The organism is Longibacter salinarum, assembly GCF_002554795.1.
Taxonomy (GTDB): Bacteria; Bacteroidota; Rhodothermia; order Rhodothermales; family Salinibacteraceae; genus Longibacter; species Longibacter salinarum.
Genome location: NZ_PDEQ01000004.1, coordinates 132,001 through 150,904, shown reverse-complemented (window position 1 = coordinate 150,904; position 18,904 = coordinate 132,001). Strand labels below are relative to the sequence as shown.

Annotated in this window: 15 protein-coding genes; 5 read left to right on the top strand and 10 right to left on the bottom strand. The window is 58.8% G+C overall.

Annotation, left to right across the window (positions count from 1 at the left end; genetic code table 11):
• Positions 1-84 precede the first annotated feature (84 nt).
• The 3 genes from lepA to lepB all read left to right on the top strand — a co-directional run bounded on the left by lepA (position 85) and on the right by lepB (position 4,355).
• On the top strand, positions 85-1,908 hold the full coding sequence (gene lepA, locus CRI94_RS09040) for a translation elongation factor 4 (protein ID WP_098075375.1): 1,824 nt from the start codon (positions 85-87) through the stop codon (positions 1,906-1,908).
• A 229-nt stretch (positions 1,909-2,137) separates the two neighbouring features.
• Positions 2,138-3,010 (top strand): hypothetical protein, encoded by an 873-nt coding sequence (locus CRI94_RS09035; RefSeq protein WP_098075374.1) that lies wholly within the window; start codon positions 2,138-2,140, stop codon positions 3,008-3,010.
• Positions 3,011-3,209: 199 nt separating this feature from the next.
• The gene (gene lepB, locus CRI94_RS09030) at positions 3,210-4,355 is read left to right on the top strand and encodes a signal peptidase I (protein ID WP_245846143.1); all 1,146 of its coding nucleotides are present in this window, start codon (positions 3,210-3,212) and stop codon (positions 4,353-4,355) included.
• Between the two features lie 190 nt (positions 4,356-4,545).
• On the opposite strand, the gene CRI94_RS09025 is transcribed toward lepB, so the two are convergent.
• From CRI94_RS09025 to CRI94_RS09015, 3 genes are all read right to left on the bottom strand, one after another.
• Positions 4,546-5,547: a L,D-transpeptidase gene (locus tag CRI94_RS09025; protein WP_245846142.1), complete on the bottom strand. Its 1,002-nt coding sequence runs from the start codon at positions 5,545-5,547 to the stop codon at positions 4,546-4,548.
• 104 nt (positions 5,548-5,651) lie between these two features.
• Entirely contained in the window at positions 5,652-6,710 is a 1,059-nt protein-coding gene (locus CRI94_RS09020; protein ID WP_098075372.1) for a potassium channel family protein, read from the bottom strand.
• Positions 6,711-6,768: 58 nt separating this feature from the next.
• A complete protein-coding gene (locus CRI94_RS09015; protein WP_143815352.1) occupies positions 6,769-7,278 on the bottom strand; it encodes a hypothetical protein in 510 nt (169 codons plus the stop codon).
• A 285-nt stretch (positions 7,279-7,563) separates the two neighbouring features.
• Here CRI94_RS09015 and CRI94_RS09010 point away from each other — a divergent pair, with 285 nt between their 5' ends.
• Positions 7,564-8,376 carry a DoxX family protein gene (locus CRI94_RS09010; protein WP_098075370.1) on the top strand — a complete coding sequence of 271 codons (813 nt, stop codon included), beginning with the start codon at positions 7,564-7,566 and terminating at the stop codon, positions 8,374-8,376.
• A gap of 38 nt (positions 8,377-8,414) precedes the next feature.
• On the opposite strand, the gene CRI94_RS09005 is transcribed toward CRI94_RS09010, so the two are convergent.
• Positions 8,415-10,109 carry a sensor histidine kinase gene (locus CRI94_RS09005; protein ID WP_098075369.1) on the bottom strand — a complete coding sequence of 565 codons (1,695 nt, stop codon included), beginning with the start codon at positions 10,107-10,109 and terminating at the stop codon, positions 8,415-8,417.
• A gap of 357 nt (positions 10,110-10,466) precedes the next feature.
• Between CRI94_RS09005 and CRI94_RS09000 the strand changes: the two genes are divergently transcribed.
• Positions 10,467-11,351, top strand: coding sequence for an NmrA family NAD(P)-binding protein (locus CRI94_RS09000; protein ID WP_098075368.1), 885 nt, complete (start codon positions 10,467-10,469; stop codon positions 11,349-11,351).
• 59 nt (positions 11,352-11,410) lie between these two features.
• On the opposite strand, the gene ccoG is transcribed toward CRI94_RS09000, so the two are convergent.
• The 6 genes from ccoG to CRI94_RS08970 form a co-directional block, all read right to left on the bottom strand.
• Positions 11,411-12,865 carry a cytochrome c oxidase accessory protein CcoG gene (gene ccoG / locus CRI94_RS08995; protein ID WP_098075367.1) on the bottom strand — a complete coding sequence of 485 codons (1,455 nt, stop codon included), beginning with the start codon at positions 12,863-12,865 and terminating at the stop codon, positions 11,411-11,413.
• Between the two features lie 378 nt (positions 12,866-13,243).
• Complete coding sequence (locus CRI94_RS08990; protein ID WP_098075366.1) at positions 13,244-13,879, bottom strand: cbb3-type cytochrome c oxidase N-terminal domain-containing protein; 636 nt, start codon at positions 13,877-13,879, stop codon at positions 13,244-13,246.
• A 65-nt stretch (positions 13,880-13,944) separates the two neighbouring features.
• On the bottom strand, positions 13,945-14,142 hold the full coding sequence (locus tag CRI94_RS08985; RefSeq protein ID WP_098075365.1) for a cbb3-type cytochrome c oxidase subunit 3: 198 nt from the start codon (positions 14,140-14,142) through the stop codon (positions 13,945-13,947).
• A 43-nt stretch (positions 14,143-14,185) separates the two neighbouring features.
• Positions 14,186-14,953: a cytochrome-c oxidase, cbb3-type subunit II gene (gene ccoO / locus CRI94_RS08980; protein WP_098075364.1), complete on the bottom strand. Its 768-nt coding sequence runs from the start codon at positions 14,951-14,953 to the stop codon at positions 14,186-14,188.
• 114 nt (positions 14,954-15,067) lie between these two features.
• On the bottom strand, positions 15,068-16,867 hold the full coding sequence (gene ccoN / locus CRI94_RS08975; RefSeq protein WP_098075363.1) for a cytochrome-c oxidase, cbb3-type subunit I: 1,800 nt from the start codon (positions 16,865-16,867) through the stop codon (positions 15,068-15,070).
• A 347-nt stretch (positions 16,868-17,214) separates the two neighbouring features.
• Positions 17,215-18,231, bottom strand: coding sequence for a universal stress protein (locus CRI94_RS08970; protein WP_098075362.1), 1,017 nt, complete (start codon positions 18,229-18,231; stop codon positions 17,215-17,217).
• Between the last annotated feature and the right edge of the window lie 673 nt (positions 18,232-18,904).

Below are 18,904 nucleotides of genomic sequence, written 5' to 3'. Positions count from 1 at the left end.
CACGTCCTATCTCAACTGCGGACTCGGTGCACATGCATCGGACCGCTATCCCTCGCGAGCATCCCTCAGGTTTCCGCTTCGTTCATGCCTGACCAGTCGAAGATCCGTAACTTTTGCATCATCGCTCACATCGACCACGGCAAGAGCACGCTGGCTGACCGGCTGCTTGAGCGGACCGGGACGATCAGCGAGCGAGACATGCAGGAGCAGACGCTCGACGACATGGATCTCGAGCGTGAGCGTGGCATCACGATCAAGAGCCACGCCGTTCGTATGACGTACAAGGCGCAGGATGGGGAAGAGTACATCTTCAACCTCATCGATACACCCGGCCACGTCGACTTCACCTACGAAGTGTCGCGTGCGCTGAAGGCCTGTGAGGGTGTCATTCTCCTCGTAGACGCCGCCCAGGGCATCGAGGCGCAGACCATTTCAAACCTGTACCTCGCGCTGGAACAGGATCTGGAGATTATTCCGGTGCTTAACAAGGTCGATCTACCCGTCGCGCAGCCCGATGTCATCGCGCAGTCGCTGGAAGACCTGATCGGCGAGCCAGCCGAAGACATCCTGGCCGTTAGCGCCAAGACCGGTACCGGCGTCGACGATCTACTGGAGATGATCATCGACCGCGTCCCGCCGCCGTCGGGCGATCCAGATGCCCCGCTTCGCGCCCTCATTTTCGACTCGGTGTACGACTCCTATCGCGGATCCGTCGTCTACGCGCGGATTTTCGACGGTACGCTGTCGCAGGGGGAGGGCATGGAGTTCATGTCGAATAAGAAACGGTATGACGCGGAGGAGTTAGGCACGCTGCGCCTCGGCCGGCAGAAGGTCGACAAGCTCTCCGCCGGAGATGTGGGCTACATCATCGGATCCGTGAAGGACGTTCAGGATACGCGCGTTGGTGATACGATCACCACGGAGAAGAACGGTGCCACCGAGCCCATCCCGGGCTTCAAGGAGGTCAAGCCGATGGTCTTTAGCGGAATCTACCCGACCGATACCGACGACTTCGAAGACCTGCGCAGTGCGCTCGATAAGCTGCAACTAAACGACGCGTCCCTTACCTACGAGCCGGAAACCTCTGCCGCGCTCGGCTACGGATTCCGCGTCGGATTCCTCGGTCTGCTCCACATGGAAATTATCCAGGAGCGTCTCGACCGCGAGTTCGGCCTCGACATCATCACGACGGTACCGAACGTGGAGTACCGCGTGAAAGTGAGCAAGCCGGGCGAAGAGGACGATGGAAACATCGTCACGGTGGACAACCCGGAAGAGATGCCGCATTACGGCGACATCGACGAAGTGTATGAACCGTACATCCGCGCGGACATTATTACGCCGAGCGATTATATTGGCAACCTGATTCAGCTCTGCGAAGACCGTCGCGGAGAATACGTCGAGCAGCGCTGGCTCGATACCGAACGCGTCAGCCTCGTTTACGAGTTGCCGCTTGCGGAAATCGTGTTTGACTTCTACGATACGCTGAAGAGCGTGAGCCGCGGCTATGCCTCGTTCGACTACGAGTTCATCGAATACCGTCAGAGCGACCTCGTCAAGCTCACGATCCTCATCAACGAGGACCCGGTCGATGCGCTGTCGACCATCGTTCATCGCGACTCGGCGTACGAGATTGGACGTAAGCTGACGAAGAAACTCAAAGAGCTGATTCCAAAGCAGATGTTCGAGGTGCCGGTACAGGCATCGATCGGTCGCCGCGTGGTGGCGCGAGAAACGATTCGAGCACAGAAGAAAAACGTGACCGCGAAATGCTACGGCGGGGACATCACCCGTAAGCGTAAACTCTGGGAGAAGCAGAAGCAGGGTAAGAAGCGTATGAAGCAGGTCGGGAGTGTCGACGTGCCGCAGGAAGCCTTTCTCGCGGTGCTCTCGATGAACGACGACTAGCCGGACGGTTCGGGAAAGTTTGTCGTCGTCCCGTTTCGACGTGACCCATACAGAGTTGATTGTCGTGCTCTGGGCGGAATATAACGGGGCGTTGGACGCGGGTATACTCCTTGATGTACGTATCTGTGATTCCGATCTTGTGTCGGGCGATCGCGGGGACGACTCTACCGCATTTGCCCCGACTGCCTCGCGCCGCTCCCACTAGCTGGTATTTTTTGTGCGTTCGCCGATGCTTGCTTCTCTTTCTGCCGATTACCATGTTCTCTGGGTCGTTACGGTGCTCGTCGTGCTCGGCAGCCCTGTAGGTGCCCAGGCCCAGCGAATTGCTGTTGACGACACGTCGACCCCGATGCGTCGCGCCGCGTATCAAACGCAGGTGAACGACTCGGGTACGGAGTCGTCTCCGTCGCTCATTGAACGGTATCAGCGGGCCCGTCTTCAGATGTTGTCCGAGCACATCGAGCAGAAGACCCGTGGTCGTGTTTCCGTCGCGGCGCCTAAGCGGTTTCGCGTGCCTTCCGATACGCTGCGCTCAAGTCTTTCGAAGCCGAAGTCAAGCGTTGATTCACCCGCCTTCCCCATTTCGAACGCAAGGGCCGTTCATAAGCTCGAACGGGGATGGTTCGAAAAACGCTTTTCCTCTACGCGGTGGTCATTTCTGGGGGCAGGACGGCATCTGACGCCCATCGACACCACCATGACACGCGTTCTCCGCGCCAAGCTTCAATCTGAGTTTGGAAATCCGACACAGGTTCTCGCCGACTTCAACCTGCGGAAGCCGCGGGATGAATACGTCCAGTTCGAATACTGGGTTGTCGTGAATGACTCGATCCCGGTTAAAATCACCGATGCGAATGGTGCACGGGATCGGGGACTGATCGTGTCTACGTCGGCGAAATACCGAACACAGCTCTTTGCGCTTCGTCAGGCGCTCCTTGGTTCCATCATGCGCGCGGCACCGAGCCCATACGTCGATTATTATTTTGAAACCGAAAGGCGCCGCTGGTATCGTACAGGATATGATGGGTCATCTTACTTTCTGGATCGCATCTCTCGTTACGAGACGACCCCCGGCCGGCGCCCCTGGCTTGAAACAGACTGAACCTGGGGTTTCCGGAGGGCTTTCGACCAGGGAGGCGCATGTGCGTACCATGACGTTCGTGATGTCCTGAACGAGGAGAGACGAAAAGATACGAACGGACGCGGCGGTTTCGTTTACAATCACGGGCTACTGCCTTACGTCCAGATGATCGCAGTTTTCGGCCCGCGCATTCACCTTTTCACTGACTTCGGCTGTCACTTTGCCCTCAACAAACACCTCTGATGTTCGATCGCGTGCTCGGACGGCTGACGAAGAGCGTCCAGACGCGCGACCCGAAAAAGGCCCGCTTCGCCAGTGGCTGGAAGCGTTCGGGTTTGCTCTGGTTGTCGTTCTCGTACTGCGCATGTTCATCTTTGCGCTGTTTACGATTCCGACTCCATCAATGGAGCGGAACCTGCTCGTGGGCGACTACCTCTACGTATCGAAGCTCCACTACGGCCCACGAATGCCAATGTCGGTCGGCATTCCGTTTATCCAGTCCTGGTCCGTGCCGGGCGTCGAGTTTCCCTACACGCGTCTGCCAGGCTTTGGTGAGGTAGAGCGGGGCGACGCGGTCGTATTTAATTATCCGCCGGACACAGGCCCGATCGATCGGCGCATGCACTACATCAAGCGCGTCATGGGGATGCCCGGCGACTCAATCGCCGTCCGCGACAAAGTGGTCTTCATCGACGGGAAGGCGTATCCGCTCGGTTACGGTATGCAGCAGAACTGGCTCGTAACGAAGGAGAATGCGCGCTATCAGCTGCCGCGTCCACGTCGTGAGGAGCTTGCCATTTCATCGATCCAGCCGACGTCGGATGCACGCATCGTTCGGATGGTCGCAACCCCGGACGCCATCAAGGAGATCGCCGATCTTCCGTGGATTGAGCGGATTCAGCCGGAGATTACGCAGCAGCCTCAGGCGTCCCTGTATCCGGGCGACCGTGGATATACGCGTGACAACTACGGGCCGATTTTCATCCCGAAGAAGGGGGCTACCGTCGAGTTGACGGCCGACAACTGGCCGATTTACGGGCCGGTGATCGACCGGTATGAGAACCGAAATGCCCGGCAAATGACGGAGTCTACGTTCGCTATTGACGGTCAAGAAACCACGGAGTATACGTTCCAGCAGAACTACTACTTCGTCATGGGCGACAACCGGGACAATTCTCAGGACAGTCGGTTCTGGGGCTACGTGCCGGAGGACCACATCGTCGGCAAAGCTGTGGCAACCTACTTTTCGCGCTCGCCTTCCAGCGTTGTGCCCCGGTTTAGCCGAATCCTACGCGGGATTGACGATGCAAGCGTTTTCCGCGAGGAGTCGGTCATGACGCAGTTGCCGGATAATGTGACGCCGTAGGTGTGAAGCGATCACCGTCAGGACGACGAAAGACATGAGCGGCTACGCCTACTTTTTCGCGGTCCATCCGCCAAACAGGTTGTCAACATACCACAATAGAAAAGCCGACGCCCGTGAGGGTGTCGGCTTTTTGCATGGAGACGTGCGCTTCGTCTGAGTCCGAGCGGGTGACAGACGCCACATCTTTCGGCTATCGCGACGCGCGTTGCTTGCGAAGTCGATCCCACATTTCCTGCTGTGGCGTGCCCGGTTCCACGCTGTACGGATCGGTAGGTAGCGAGACCCGCTTGAGTACCGGGTAGCGTCGCTTCTCGAGAAAGGGGTTCGGGTGATGTTCGGGCGGGTCCTCGCCAAGAACAAGCACCATGCTGCCGGGGGATTTGAGCTTTCCACGGCCGCTGGCCGGACCGATATGTCCAGTCGTTGTATTCCAGGCCTCGGCCCAGTCGTAGATCCACTTTGCGTCGGCGTCGACGAGGCGGACACAGCCGTGACTGGTCGGTCCACCGGTCGGCATGGCGTACTGGTGGACGTGGATGCCGCGTGCGGCGTGGAAGTTGAACACCCAGTACATTTCCCATTCCTCGCCTGGCGGGCTCAACGTGGACACACGCTGCTCCTCCTTCCAGTTGAAATTGAATCGACCATTCGGCGTGGCCGTGGAGTCCGGGTTGCCCGTATTGACGATGCCCCAGCGCTGGAGCGTACCGTATTCGTATGCCGCAAAGGCCTGAATCGTCTTATGGATGATAAAGACCTTGTCATGATCTCTTGCGCCCGGGTAGTACCGTGGGAAGGGAGAGTAGGCGCGGAAGTCGAGACCGTACTGGGTGGGCACGACGAGTGTATCACCCAGCGACACGTTTTCCAGCGTGATGCGATTCAAGAGCTCGACGAGTTGTGCACGCTGGTGGCCAAGCTTCATGTCGCCGTTGCCGAGCCTCGAATAAAGTCGGTTGCGAGCCATGACGCTATTCCCGCTGGGGTCGTCATAGACCATGTATTCATAGTAGACCTCTGGGAGCGCGTCGAGGGATTCGGCGCGCCGCGTGAGGATATTTTCGAGCTCAAACTGATCGAAATACCCCTGAGCGGTCGACGGAGCAGGAAGCCCGGCGACAATAGCGAGCATGGCGCCGATGACGACGCTTCGCAGGATCCACGGCATACGGGCGATAGACGTTCGTCTCATACGTACAGAAAAGAGTCTCTTTGCGCGAAGCAACGGGCGTAGGTACTTTCGCCGTGAGGTGGCGGTTTCCGAGGGCCGGAAGACGAGGGGGGCAGCGAATCGAATCAGGTCGCGGGCGTACACCCTTGATCGCGGAGCGTGCGAATCATCTCCGGATCTCCGAGCACGATCAAAATGTCGCCCTCCTGAATTCTCGACGTCGGATTGGGGTTAAACCGCATCATATTGCCTTCGCTCTGGTCGATCATCCCGATGACGATCGCATCGTACTGCTGGCGGAAGTTACTCTCGGCGAGCGTTTGACCGGCGAGGGGGGCACCGGGCAAGACCTCGACCTCGTCGATCTGCAGGCTGAGGGCGCCGGCACGGAGGACCCTCTCGAGGAACTGATCCACGTTGGGGCGGAGGATGACCTGCGCCATCCGGTCTGCTCCAACCTCGCTGGGCGCGATAACTTTGTCTGCGCCCGCGTGCAGAAGCTTTGACCGGTTCCTGTGATCGACCGTTCGTGCGAGGATGAACACGTTCGGGTTCATCTCCCGAGCGGTGAGGGTCACAAAGACATTGGAACTGTCGTCTGGAAGAGCGAGAATCACGCCGAACGCCCGGTCAATGCCTGCCTTGTTCAGCGTATCCTCGTCCTCTGCGTTTCCCTGGACGTACAGCCGCCCCTCGTCCTGGAGTTGCTCGATTTCTTCGTCCGACTGGTCGATGACGACGTAATCCCGACCGGCGTGTTCAAGGTCTTCCGTAAGGCGCTGTCCGACGCGCCCATATCCACAAACGATGTAGTGATCGGTGAGTTGATCTATTTTCTTCATCTTCTGGCGTTCGCGGAGTCGGTCGCTGGCGAGGAGGAGTTGCGCGGACCGAGCGGCAACAAACGTCACGATGCCAATCCCGGTGAGCGCAATGAAGATCGTGAAGAACCGCCCGATGTCCGACAGGGGGCGAACTTCGGCAAATCCGATCGTGGTCAGCGTGATGAACGTCATGAACAGGCCGTCCATCCACGGCCAACCCTCGATCACGCGATAGCCGGCCGTTCCGATCGCGATCACGAAGAGCAGCGTCGTCGACGCAAGCAGGATCTCTCTTCGTGACTGATCAAGACGAACGTACCAGTTCCGTAGACGGTCGGAAGGATTGCCGAAAAGGCTCATCAGGGACTAGGCCGAGGAGACGCACGCGAGTAGACGGAGCGAAAGCAGGGCCTGTGGCTCAGGCGGCGGACGGAATCTGGAAGACCCGGCCATGCCAGGCGTCGGCGGCCTGTTGCTCGAACTGGCCCTTCCGAAGTTCAGCCAGTGTCGTGAGGCTCGGATCGAAGACATGAGTTTCCTCTGTTACCGCCCCGTTTGCGATCAGCTCGCGGAACGAAGCTCGAGACACGATATCGACCTTGCCATTCGAATCGCGATAAATCACGTCCAGGGGCCCGGCCCATCGTACGTCGAGGTTTCCGGCGGCGTCATCGATTGCATTGACCGATGCATCAATTCCGCACCCGCTCACGTCGCCGTCGTCAACCGTCGCTGCGAGCATCACGAATCGGTCATCCTGGATCGTGGCGCGGGCGCGCACTGGTCGTTGATGGGACGTCCAGTCATCCATGAATGCTTGCAACCGCTCGATCAAATCTGCCTGGACGGCGCGCGACAATGGTTCGGCAGCCGTGTAAACCCACAGACGCGAGTGGTCGGGCAGGTCGGGAAATAAAGACGGAGGCATGAAAGACAGACTTGACCAGTGAAAGAGAATGCAATACACGCTGCCAATACACATCAGTGTGACCGCCGAGACACAAAATTTGTTCGATGTCGTGCTCGCCCAATCCCAGGGGGATACCGCGTGCTCGTAGATGGAAATGTAACGTCGTGTGTAACGAAAGCGGTATTCGTCCGACTTAACGCAACGTATACACGATCGGGTCATACCATCTTCTGAATTTCTTCATGATTTATCTGCCGACGGTTTTCGCATTTCGACGGCCTCACCTATTGACGCGCCACTGCCATGAGTACGTATCGAAGCATTGTTGATTGGATTCAGTCGCATCAGGAGGTCGTTCTCGACATCATTCGAGTGTATCTCGGCGTCGGGCTCCTGGTGCGCGGAGGATTATTTATCTCGCAGACCAGCGGCATCAGTTCGCTTGTCGATATGTCGCAGTTCGACATCGCCTCGGCTGCCATCGTGCATTATGTCACATTCGCCCACCTGATTGGGGGACTGCTTCTCGCCGTCGGACTCCTGACGCGCATTGCGGCGCTTGCCCAGATCCCTGTTCTCGTGGGCGCTGTGTTTTTCGTTCACCTGAACGAGGGGTTGCTCAGCGCAAACCAATCGCTGGAGTTCTCCGCGCTCGTCCTGTTCCTGCTTGTCGTCGTATTCGTGTTCGGGCCGGGCCGTTGGTCGGCTGACTACTACGTCTTCCAGACCGAAGAAGAGGACGAGGTCGGTGAGATGTGGTGGCGCGACGAAGAGGAGGGGATGCCCGTTGGTGGTGATGGCGATCCCGTTCCGGCTGGAGCCGATACGAAGGGCGAGAGCGGTGCAGGCGTTGCTGTCGCGGCCGACGTCGACACGCTACCCCGACGTACGACTCAAGAAGCCCCGACGTTCAAGACGTGCGAGTGCGGGAATACGGTCGGTGATCCAGAAATAATCGTTGAGCCGCAGTACGGATGGACGTCTGGGTTCTTCTTCATGCTTGGTATCTCCGCACCGGTAAAAGAAATCGTTTTTTACTGTCAGGACTGCGGGACCATCGTGAAACGGAGCAAAGACGCGGAGCTTCGCGAGCGTTATCGCTGGCACACGTCCTGATTTCTGCTTCCTACATCTACACGCAATCGGACGTACCTTCACGTGACGGGTTCACTTCGTTCCGACGACGGGCTATCGCTGGCCGAGGAATCGGTTTGCGAAATCCCGTTTGTCGTCGAGCGGCCATTTGACCGGAAGCGATCCAGTGGAAAATAGACGGTAAAGGTGGTGCCTTCGCCTTTCTCGCTCTCGACGTAAATCTCTCCTTGCATCAAGCGGATCAGGCGTTGCGTGATCGACAGCCCTAGACCGCTGCCTTCGTGACTCCGGCTCAACCCCTGGCTCTCTTGGTGGAATGCTTCAAACATTTTCTCCTGAAATGAAGCGGACATACCGATTCCGGTGTCTTCAACCTGGAGGACGGCATGCGTAGCTCGTTCCGGTGGATCGTCGAGGACATGAATTTGGGCTCCTCTACGAACCGCCTCCGCGTCCGTGGGCGGGTGGGCGCTGTGTCCAATGCGGATGATCACATGGCCGCCTTCGTCGGTAAACTTGATTGCGTTGCCCACGAGATTTCGCAGGATGCGCTGAAGGGCGCCGTGATCCAGCGTACTGGTGCAGGAGTCGGCGTAGGTGCTTAGGTCGAGTTTCACTCCGGCAGCGTCGGCCCGGTTCGACTGCTCGAGAATCATCGCTTCTGCCTCTTCGACGAGATCCAGTGATTGGCGGTTGAGCTGAACCTTGCCGGCTTCAAGACGGGAGAGTTTCAGGACTGAATCCAGCGTCTCCATCAGGCGACGGCTACTCTTCATGATAAGGGACGCGAAGTGCTGGCTTTCTCCGGACGTCTCTTCTGCGAGGATTTCAGAAAAGCCGATAACGGCCGTGAGTGGAGTTCGAACTTCATGACTCATGTTGGCTAGCATCGCGGACTTGATCCGGCTGGATTCTTCCGCCTGCTTTTTCGCCTCGGTCAACGCCGTGACCATCTCCGATAGTTCTTCTTCCCGTCGCTCAAGGGTCGACTTCGCGGACTGCAGGTCGCTCATCGTGTCCCGAAGGGTTTGCTCTGACTCGGCCAGGGACTCGCGCTGACGTTCCTCAGCCGCCAGAGCCTCCCGGAGCGCTTCTTTCTGGCTTTCGCTTACGAGCCGGAGCTCCTCCGCCCGTACGTTCGTCCGCCGCCGGACAACGTGTATCATGGTTGAAAAGGCCGCGGCTGCACCGACGCTAATCCCTGGAATGACCAGATCGGCCAACGGAAATGAGATCAGGGACAACGTGAGCCAGAGGACCAGAGTAAGTCCCAGGAATCCGGCGAACCATCGTCGGGACATGATGATGACGCCAGCTCCCACGAGCAACAACGTCAGCTGCGTGAGTGGGATGCTTCCTGTGATAATCTGAGTAAATAAGGTGTGGCCCAGTACGACGCCGACAACAAGTCCGCTGACTGCATGCATGCGCGGATGATCGGACGGCATGGTCCGTAGAAAGAGCCGGAGCAGCAGGGCCCCGACGGCTGACGTCGCGGCGAGGAAAGAGATGTATGCCGCATAAGGCATTGATACAAAAATCAGATGCAGCACCATGTTGAACATGAACAGCACACTCAGGCCGGTTGTCACCGGTAGCAGGCTGTCATGAACAACCGAGCGAAGCGCCGCATCCACAGATGCCGGATCCACGGCGTCCAGGTCGACCTGGCGCGGGATCTCGGGAAGGCGAATCGTAAAGTCGGCGCCAGCGGGCGGGTCGTCCCACACGCTCGGTTCGTTTGCGTCACTCATTATCGACGCGTTCTCTGCAGGATACAGGCAAATCTGGCAGGGCGACGAATGAGACACTGCCGGACAGATCGGTTCGTATGCCGCGTGGTGCGAACACGCCCGAACGTATCAGGATGTCGTCCATTCTCTATGCGAGGTAAAAGCCGAATTTAAGCTATGTGCATGTTTGAAGCCACATTCGCTCGGCGAAATCAACAGAACTACTTGTTACGTTCCGGTTGAAAACCGTCTGGAACGCGGGTGGGAGCTTGGGTTCATGCAAGCTCAGCCGGTGTCTGTGTTGTCCAGACGGCAACAGGTCTCGCAATTACGAGGCCACAGTCGGCTCGAACAAACCGTTATCTTTCGTATAGCTCTATGACGATGACGACGTTGCGAGAGGGATCACAGCGGGTTCTTGTGACCGGGGCCACCGGGACCGTTGGAGGACACGTGGTTGCGTGTTTGCGTGACGGCCCGTGCGAGGTCTGTGCGGCCAGCCGTCATCCAGAGGCAGCAACAAGCCGCCTGAATATCCCGGCCGTGTACTTTGATTTCCAGGATCCTGCGAGTTATCGATCGGCATTCGATGGACAGGACGCGCTCTTTCTGGTACGCCCTCCGGCGATTGCCCGCGTTTGGACCTCCATCTTTCCCGCGTTGGACATGGCCGTAGACTCCGGGATTCGTCACATCGTGTTTCTCTCGCTACAGGGAGCTGAGGCGAACCCGTTTGTACCACACCGATGGATCGAGTGGAAACTCGCCTCTATCGACGTCAGAGCGACGTTTTTGCGGCCGAGTTTCTTTATGCAGAACCTGACGACAACGCATCGTCACGAGGTTGCGGATGAACGAACCCTTATCCTTCCCGCCGGGGATGGGCATACGGCATTGATCGATGCACGCGATGTTGCGGATGTGGCCGCCCACGTGATCAAGCATCCGAAGTGTGGGGGCGGAGCGTACGAGTTGACCGGCCTCAAGGCCATTTCATATCACACCGTCGCGCGTGTGCTCTCAGATGTCCTGGGGCAGCCCATCCGATATGAAGAGCCGTCCGTGATCGACTTCCTACGGTACAGCAGACGTCGGGGACGCGAGTGGCCCTTTATCTTCGTCATGACGGGCATCTATCTCACGGCGCGTTTTGGGCTCGCGGCCCGAACGACATCCACAGTGCATGACCTGCTGGGGCGCCCGCCCCGCAGCTTCCGAACGTTTGCCGAGGATTATGCTGGCGTCTGGGCCGTTGCAAAGTGACCGCGCGAGGTAGAATATGCCTCCCGGAGAGGCTATGTGGCCCTCTCACGTTTTCCGCCTTAATTTGAGGACGGACCGAGGAGAGGAAATTTCATCTCCTTCGTCGTGCCATTTTCGAACTCAACCTTCAGCGTGGCTGTCTGTGTGCCACCCTGGATCACGTCTGGTTGCGTGATAATCCAGACCTCCGTCCGTTTCATCTCCCCTTCCGGCACGGAGATCGGGGTTCGCCCGAGGATCTTGACGGTCGCGCCGGCGGGCTCGATGGCTTCGACCGTGTACGTCGTCGATTTCGGAGACTGATTTCGTACGCGGAACCGAAGGCGATTGGCGACCTCCTCGTTAGGTAGGACGACAAAGGGGTCGCCGGAGGCGCGGGCCACGTTCACGTCGTACGAACCGCGCGTGGTGAAGGCGATTGCGAAAATGGACGCGATGACGACGAGCAGGAGGCTGTAGATGACTGTGCGTGGGCGGAAGAAGCGCCGGGTCTTACCTTCGTCTTCCCGTTCGGAAGAGTAGCGGATCAAGCCCGGTTCGAAGCCCACTTTTTCCATAATGTCGTCGCAGGCATCGATGCACTGTGTGCAGTGGAGACACTCCATCTGTAGCCCATCGCGAATGTCGATCCCCGTCGGGCATGTACGAACGCACGCATAGCAGTCGACGCAGTCGCCGAGATCGGAGCGTTCTTTCCCTTTGCCACGCGGTTCGCCTCGCTCTTCATCGTACGAAACGATGAGCGAGTCCGGGTCGAGCAAGACGGACTGGAAGCGTGCGTATGGGCAGGCGATGGTGCACATCTGTTCGCGGAAAAAGCCAAAGTCGAACAGGATGAGCCCCGTCGTGCCGGCCATCATCACGAAGTACCCCCAGTGATCGGTCGGCGAGCCCTGCATCCAGGTCAACAGATTGCTCCAGCCTGCAAAGTACGCGACGAACGTGTGGGCGAGTGCGAGCGAGAAGATGAGATAGACGGCGTGTTTGCCCGTTTTGCGCCATACTTTGTCGAAGGTCCACGGGCCTTCGTCACGTCGCTTACGGACGTGCTCTTTCCCTTCGAACAGGCGCTCGACGGGGCGATAGAAAAATTCCAGATAGACAGTCTGAGGGCAGGCCCATCCGCACCAGACGCGGCCGAGAAGGGCCGTGAAAAGCACGACGCTGACGAGGACGCCAATCATAAGGAGCATCAGCAGCAACGTATCCGTCGGGTAGAACGTCATCCCGAAGAACGTAAACTCACGATGGAGCACGTCCAGGAAGATGGCGGGCTTGCCGTTGATCTTAACGATCGGGAGCGCAACGAAAATTGCGACGAGTACCCAGGCAACGATCAGGCGGTAATAGTACCACCGCCCCTTGTTTAGCTCTGGATACAGCCATTTTCGACTTCCATCCGCATTCAGCGTCGCCATGATGTCTTCGGGCGGTGCATCCATCACGCCAACGTCGCCGGCGGGGATGAACTGTCGTTTGCTGCGACGCTGATCGTTGCGGTCTTGAACTTCCATCACGTGAGGTCAGTCTTGAGGGCGATACGTAGGCATCTCCGGTCGGGGGGACCGAGAAGTGCGGATGCACGAATCGACGGCGGCGTCATCCGGTGATGTCTCCCGAGCGACCGCGCGCCTGCACCGGGAGACATACTTATAGTAAATACGTTAGCACGCGGTGAGATCGACAGTGGAGCCCGCATCTGACCCGTAGTTGGAAACGGAGATGCTGCGTGGTGAAATCCCCCACAATGGATGCAGCCGACAGGCAGTGGAGATGATGGCTAAACAGACTCTCGTCACCCATGCACGAAAGCGAGGCCCGGATTCAGCACCCGGACCTCGCTTTTATCCTGGCCGACTTTGTTTGTCCGCAGGGATACAAATGGGCATAGGTCACTCCACAGGGTCCCCTTCCGGCGGTTTCGCGCCTTCCGGTTCGGTTCCCTGAATGGACTCGATGAACGCGACGAGTTCGGCGCGCTCTTCCGGTCGGAGGCTCGCATCCCAGGCCGGCATGCCTTTGTCGGTTACGCCTTCCGTTAGAACGTTGTAGATGTCCATGTTGGAGCCGCCGTGGATCCAATATTTGTCGGTCAGATTTGGGCCGATAATGCCCTGTCCTTTGTCGCCGTGACACGAGGCACAGAGACTCTGATACGTCTCTTCGCCGGACGCGATGCGTTCTTCGTTGCCAATCATCTCAGCGAGTGAAGCGGGTGTGGCTTCAAACGTTGGGTTCTCGGCCTCATACTGAGCCCGTTGCATAGCGAGCGCTTCCTGGCCCTGCGCGAGATCGTCCTCGTACGTGTCGACGAAGTCAAACCAGGTAATGCCGACGAAATAGATGACGCTAAACACGACGGATCCCCAGAAGAGCCAGACCCACCAGCCGGGCATAGGGTTATCATATTCTTTGATCCCGTCGTAGCGGTGCCCCTGGATGAGCTGGTCGTGGGTCCGGCCGTAGAGAGCGGAGCCATCGTCCGAGCTAGAGCGGTCGGGACGGTTCGTGTTTGGATCGTTTGGCATGAGGCAGTGCAGGTTGAGGCGGCTGGGGCAGAAAGAGTCTCAGGGCGTGGGGCCGGGGGCAGGCGTCATTGGCCGTCGCCGCCGACGCGCTCTGCGCCGACCGAGTCGGCGTCGTCAAGCGGGAGGTTCAGCGCCGTTTCGCACTCACGTTTCGGAAGCGTGAACGCGTAGATCAGGATGAGAACGAAGGCGATGAAGAAGGCCAGTAGGCCAATTTCCGAGAGGGCGCCGGTTTCGAGGGCGCGGACAGCGTCTTTCCACATGGCAGTTCAGGGTCTAAAGCAGGAGGGGCGGATGGAGAAGGGGTCAGCGAGAAGCGTCGGCGGTCACGTCCGCGTCGTCGGAAGCGGACTCAGCATTAGCGACGTCATCCTCGGGATCGGCGACGTCTGTGCCCAGGCTCTGCAGGTACGCCACGAGCGCCATGATCTTCTTATTCTCGAGTCCCGTGGGGCCGCCCTGTTCTTCCACCTCCTTGGCGATGGTCTGCGCCTGTTCGCGTGCTATAGACGCAGCGTTCTTGACCGTCTCTTCGGAATATGGTGTGCCGAGCTGCTTGAGGGTACGAAGCTTCGCTGTCAGCCCATCGAAATCGATGTCCTTCTCCAGCAGGTGCGGGTACGGTGGCATAATGGAGCCTTTGCTCGTGGAGCGTGGGTCCTCCATGTGCCGGACGTGCCAGAGCGCCTGTGGGCGGAGCAGGCCTTCACGCGCCAGATCCGGACCGGTCCGCTTCGATCCCCAGAGGAACGGGCGCTCGTACACCGTTTCGCCGGCCTTCGAGTAGCCACCCCCGTTCCGAGCGTAACGCTCGATTTCGTGTCGGAAGGGGCGCACCATCTGCGAGTGGCAGGTATTACAGCCTTCCGCGATGTAGATGTCGCGGCCTTCAAGTTCCAGAGGGGTCCATGGCTCGACGGTTTCGATGCGATCGACCGCGCTGTTGACGAGAACGAGGGGGAGGAACTCTACGAGGCCGCCTACGAGAATAGCAAGCGTCGTGAGGACGGTGAAGACCAGCGGCCAGCCTTCAAGCGTCCGGTGCATTCCATTGCTCTTAATGAATCGTCCCATGACAGGAGGGAGAGGTGTATATGATCGTTGGAGGGCAGAGGGCGTGTCCCGGAAGGCCCGATCCCGTAGACACTCCAGCAGAGCGCGCACGGGACCGGGTCGAATCCGGTAGGATCAGCTTTCGTCCGTGGAGTCTTCGTCCGCGTCGGCGTCGTCCGTCTTCGAGTCGGGTAGGTTGGCTTTCTTCGAGCCAGGCAGTTCTGCCTTCTTCGAACCGGGGCCGTCCGCCTTTTTCGAGCCGGGCAGCTGAGCCTTCTTGGTTCCGGTCGTCTCCGCCTCGGTACCGGGCGTTTCCGCCTCGGTACCGGGCGTTCCCGCCTCGGTCGGAACCGATTCGGACTCGGTGGCGGTGCGGGCACGAGCGGGAGCGGGCTCGGGGGTCTGCTCCGAGGCGCCGTTGCCTGCACCATCGCCATGGCCGTATTTCATCGGCTGGCGCGGGGCGGCGAATGTGGGATCCGGAAGGTCGTCGGGAGCGGAGCGAATGGTCATGTACATATTGGCCATCATCATCATGACGCCGCCGAGGTAGAGCAGACCGCCAATCAGGCGGACCCAGTACATTGGAATGACCTGGACGACGGTTTCGATAAACTCCGGATACATCAGATTTCCGGCTTCGTCAAATGCCCGCCACATCAGGCCCTGCGTAATGCCCGAGTTGTACATCGCCAGGACGTACAGGAGGATGCCGATCGTGCCCGTCCAGAAGTGGGCGTTGGCGAGCTTCTGGCTCCACAGGTCCGTGCGCCAGAGGCGGGGCAGGAGCCAGTAGATCATGCCGAAGGTCATAAAGCCATTCCATCCCAGGGCGCCCGAGTGGACGTGGCCGATGGTCCAGTCGGTGTAGTGACTGAGCGCGTTGACGCTCTTGACCGACAGCAGCGGGCCCTCAAAGGTTGACATGCCGTAGAAGGTGATGCCGATCACGAACATTTTGAGCACGACGCTATCCCGCAGCTTATGCCACGCGCCACGGAGCGTGAACAGCCCGTTGATCATACCCCCCCAACTCGGCATCCAGAGCATCACGCTGAAGAGCATGCCCAGTGTGCCAGCCCATTCGGGAAGTGCGGTGTACTGTAGGTGGTGTGGACCCGCCCAGATATAGATGAAGACGAGGCTCCAGAAGTGGACGATCGAAAGACGATAGCTGAAGACCGGCCGCTCCGCCGCTTTCGGCATGAAGTAATACATCAGGCCGAGGAAGGGCGTCGTCAGGAAGAAAGCCACGGCGTTGTGGCCGTACCACCACTGAACTAGAGCATCCTGCACACCGGCGTAGATCGGGTAGCTCTTGAGCATCGACGCCGGGAGCGCGAGGCTGTTGCCCACGTGAAGCACGGCGACGGTCACAATCGTTGCGATGTAGAACCAGAGCGCAACGTAGAGGTGCTTCTCACGTCGCTTGTAGAGGGTGCCGAAGAAGTTGATTGCGAATACGATCCAGACGACAGCAATCGCAATGTCGATGGGCCACTCCAGCTCCGCGTATTCCTTCGATGTCGTGTAGCCGAGCGGAAGCGTTATCGCGGCCGATACGATGATCGCCTGCCAGCCCCAGAAGTGAAATTTGCTCATCCAATCACTAAACATCCGCGCCTTGCAGAGGCGCTGGGTGGAGTAGTAGATGGCGGCAAAAATGGCATTGCCCGCAAACGCGAAGATCACTGCGTTCGTGTGCAGCGGGCGGAGCCGGCCGAAGGACAGATATTCGCCGAGATTAGCCGCGGGCCAGGGCAGTTGTAGCGCGATCAGGGCCCCGACAGACATGCCGATGAAGCCCCACAAGACCGTCGCGTACACGAAGTAGCGAACGATCTTTTCGTCATAGCTGAAAATGTCGATGTTAGAGCGCTCACTTGCCGCCGATCGCGAGTCAGAAACGGCGGGAGCGGTGCTGGCTTGAGCCATGGGTACGTGCGGAGAAGTAAGCGGTGAGGGCGTGGAGCGGGCTCCGGAAAGGGCCGTGCCGGAGGAGTCGAGTCCGTTCTGAAGCGGTGAGAGGCGCTTAACAGAGACGGCTCAGCAATTGTGACGGAAACGTATAAGGCAGCGTGCGAAGCGTCTGCCGGTAGCATCTGTAGACGTCCGTAGGTCACCCCTTGCCCGACGTGTGGGGCGGATCCCCACGTCGGTCGTTTGGGGCAATGAAATCGCAAAGTGCGTCTCGATATCTTCCCTGTTGTTTATGGGCGAGACGGCGACACGCACTTTCCCAATCGTTGAGTCAAGTAAATGCCGCGTAGTGACAGGTAACGTTAGCGGTGGCTCGTTTTACGTTCCGTGTCGAGCCAGCCGGAGGGTTGTGCGGAGAGATCGGGAGCCGAGCCGCTGGCGCCATCGTTCGCGCCTTCATGAGGGGTCCAGGATTCGTCCACGAGGGAGATGCCGAACGCCCGGGCAAGGAAGACCGGGCGGGCAACGCGACGGAGCACGCGCTCGACGACGTGACCCAGCGGGTGTTGCTTCCGGCTGATCGTCCCGTGGGTCGACATAACCAGTAGGTCACTGTCCATTTTGGTCGCGAATTGGCCGATCTGGTCGGCCGCATCCCCGTGCCGAATGTGAATGTTAACCGTCGGATGTAGTGGGCTGTCCGGAATCAGGTTTTCCGCGCGCCGGCGGGCCTTTCGCTCAGGAAGTGTCGCATCACTCAGCGAGAGCATATCCGTATCGTTAAGAGCCACGTATTGCGGACGGTCCATCACATGAAGCAGGTCAATCTCCGCGTCAAATTCCGCGGCTAAGGCAAATGCATGACGAAGAGCAGACACCGAGTTCTCCGAAAAGTCGGTCGGCACGAGAATGCGTCGCCGGGGCGTGCTGTGGTCCGCACCGGGCGTATCACACGTCATCACCCAATGGCTGGTGACGAAGACCGGTACGTTCAGGTCCGTGATGAACTTACGTGTCGGTTCGCTGGCCAGGGGCGGAATCGGGCCCCGATCCGTGGGCGTATCAAGAATGACAAAGTCGATTCCTTCATCGGATACGTACTGCAGCACGTCTGCAACGGACGGGCCTTCTTCGTCGAAGGCAATGATAACCGATTGCGGGGGGACGGGAGACGCGCTCGTAGCTGACGCAACGATATCCAGGATCCGGTTATGTAGGGATGCTGCACATCCTTCTGGGGGGGCAGCCGGTGCTCCTGGTAGCGGCACGACATGCAACGCGGCGCGGCATGTTTCGGCAAACGAAAGTGCCTGCTGCAGGGCCGGGTGGGTGTCGGCGCCGGGATGCACCGGACAAAGAATGCTGTTTGCGTGAAGCATATGGCCACATCGGTCGGTTGAATCCCCGCGAGGATCGATGTCTTCCGCCCTTATCCGCGGACGATTGCGGAATCAGACGCTCCGGGCATAGCGCGGGGTGAGAAGGTGCGGCGCCCGGTGGAACACTCATCGGTCCGCCTTCAATGACGAAAATCGATGGTAGCACACATGACAGCAGCACCACAGGGGTCTCCGTGGAGAGATATCGTTGGTCGACGTAGGGGAAACCCCTACAGGGCCGCAGGTACCATCCTTCCAGTGCACAATGATATGGCCGCCTCATACCATGTAATCCAAGCGCGCTATGAGGGCGTGATAGACGGCCGGATCGAGCTGTTTTGTCCGGCACATCTGACCTGTTGGGCTTCCTATCCCTTCGCATCCGAATGTCTCAAGGTGGCCCGGTACTCTATTGGTGCGATCCCAACGGAAATTCTCTGAAGAGGAGGGATCTATTTTGTATTATAACAACCCGATTGGCAGATGAATATGCATCCGGGGCCGACTGCACGGAGGTCCCTGTTTTTCCGGATAGCTAGAGACATTGCGCCAATCAAGTTAGCACGTGACGTGACCGGGTGTGCGCAGTGTTGAATTCACGCCCATCCGTCCTGCGGTCATGCATGCCGTATGGCCGGATCCAACAGTCGTTATAGTTGCCGAAGCATAGGTG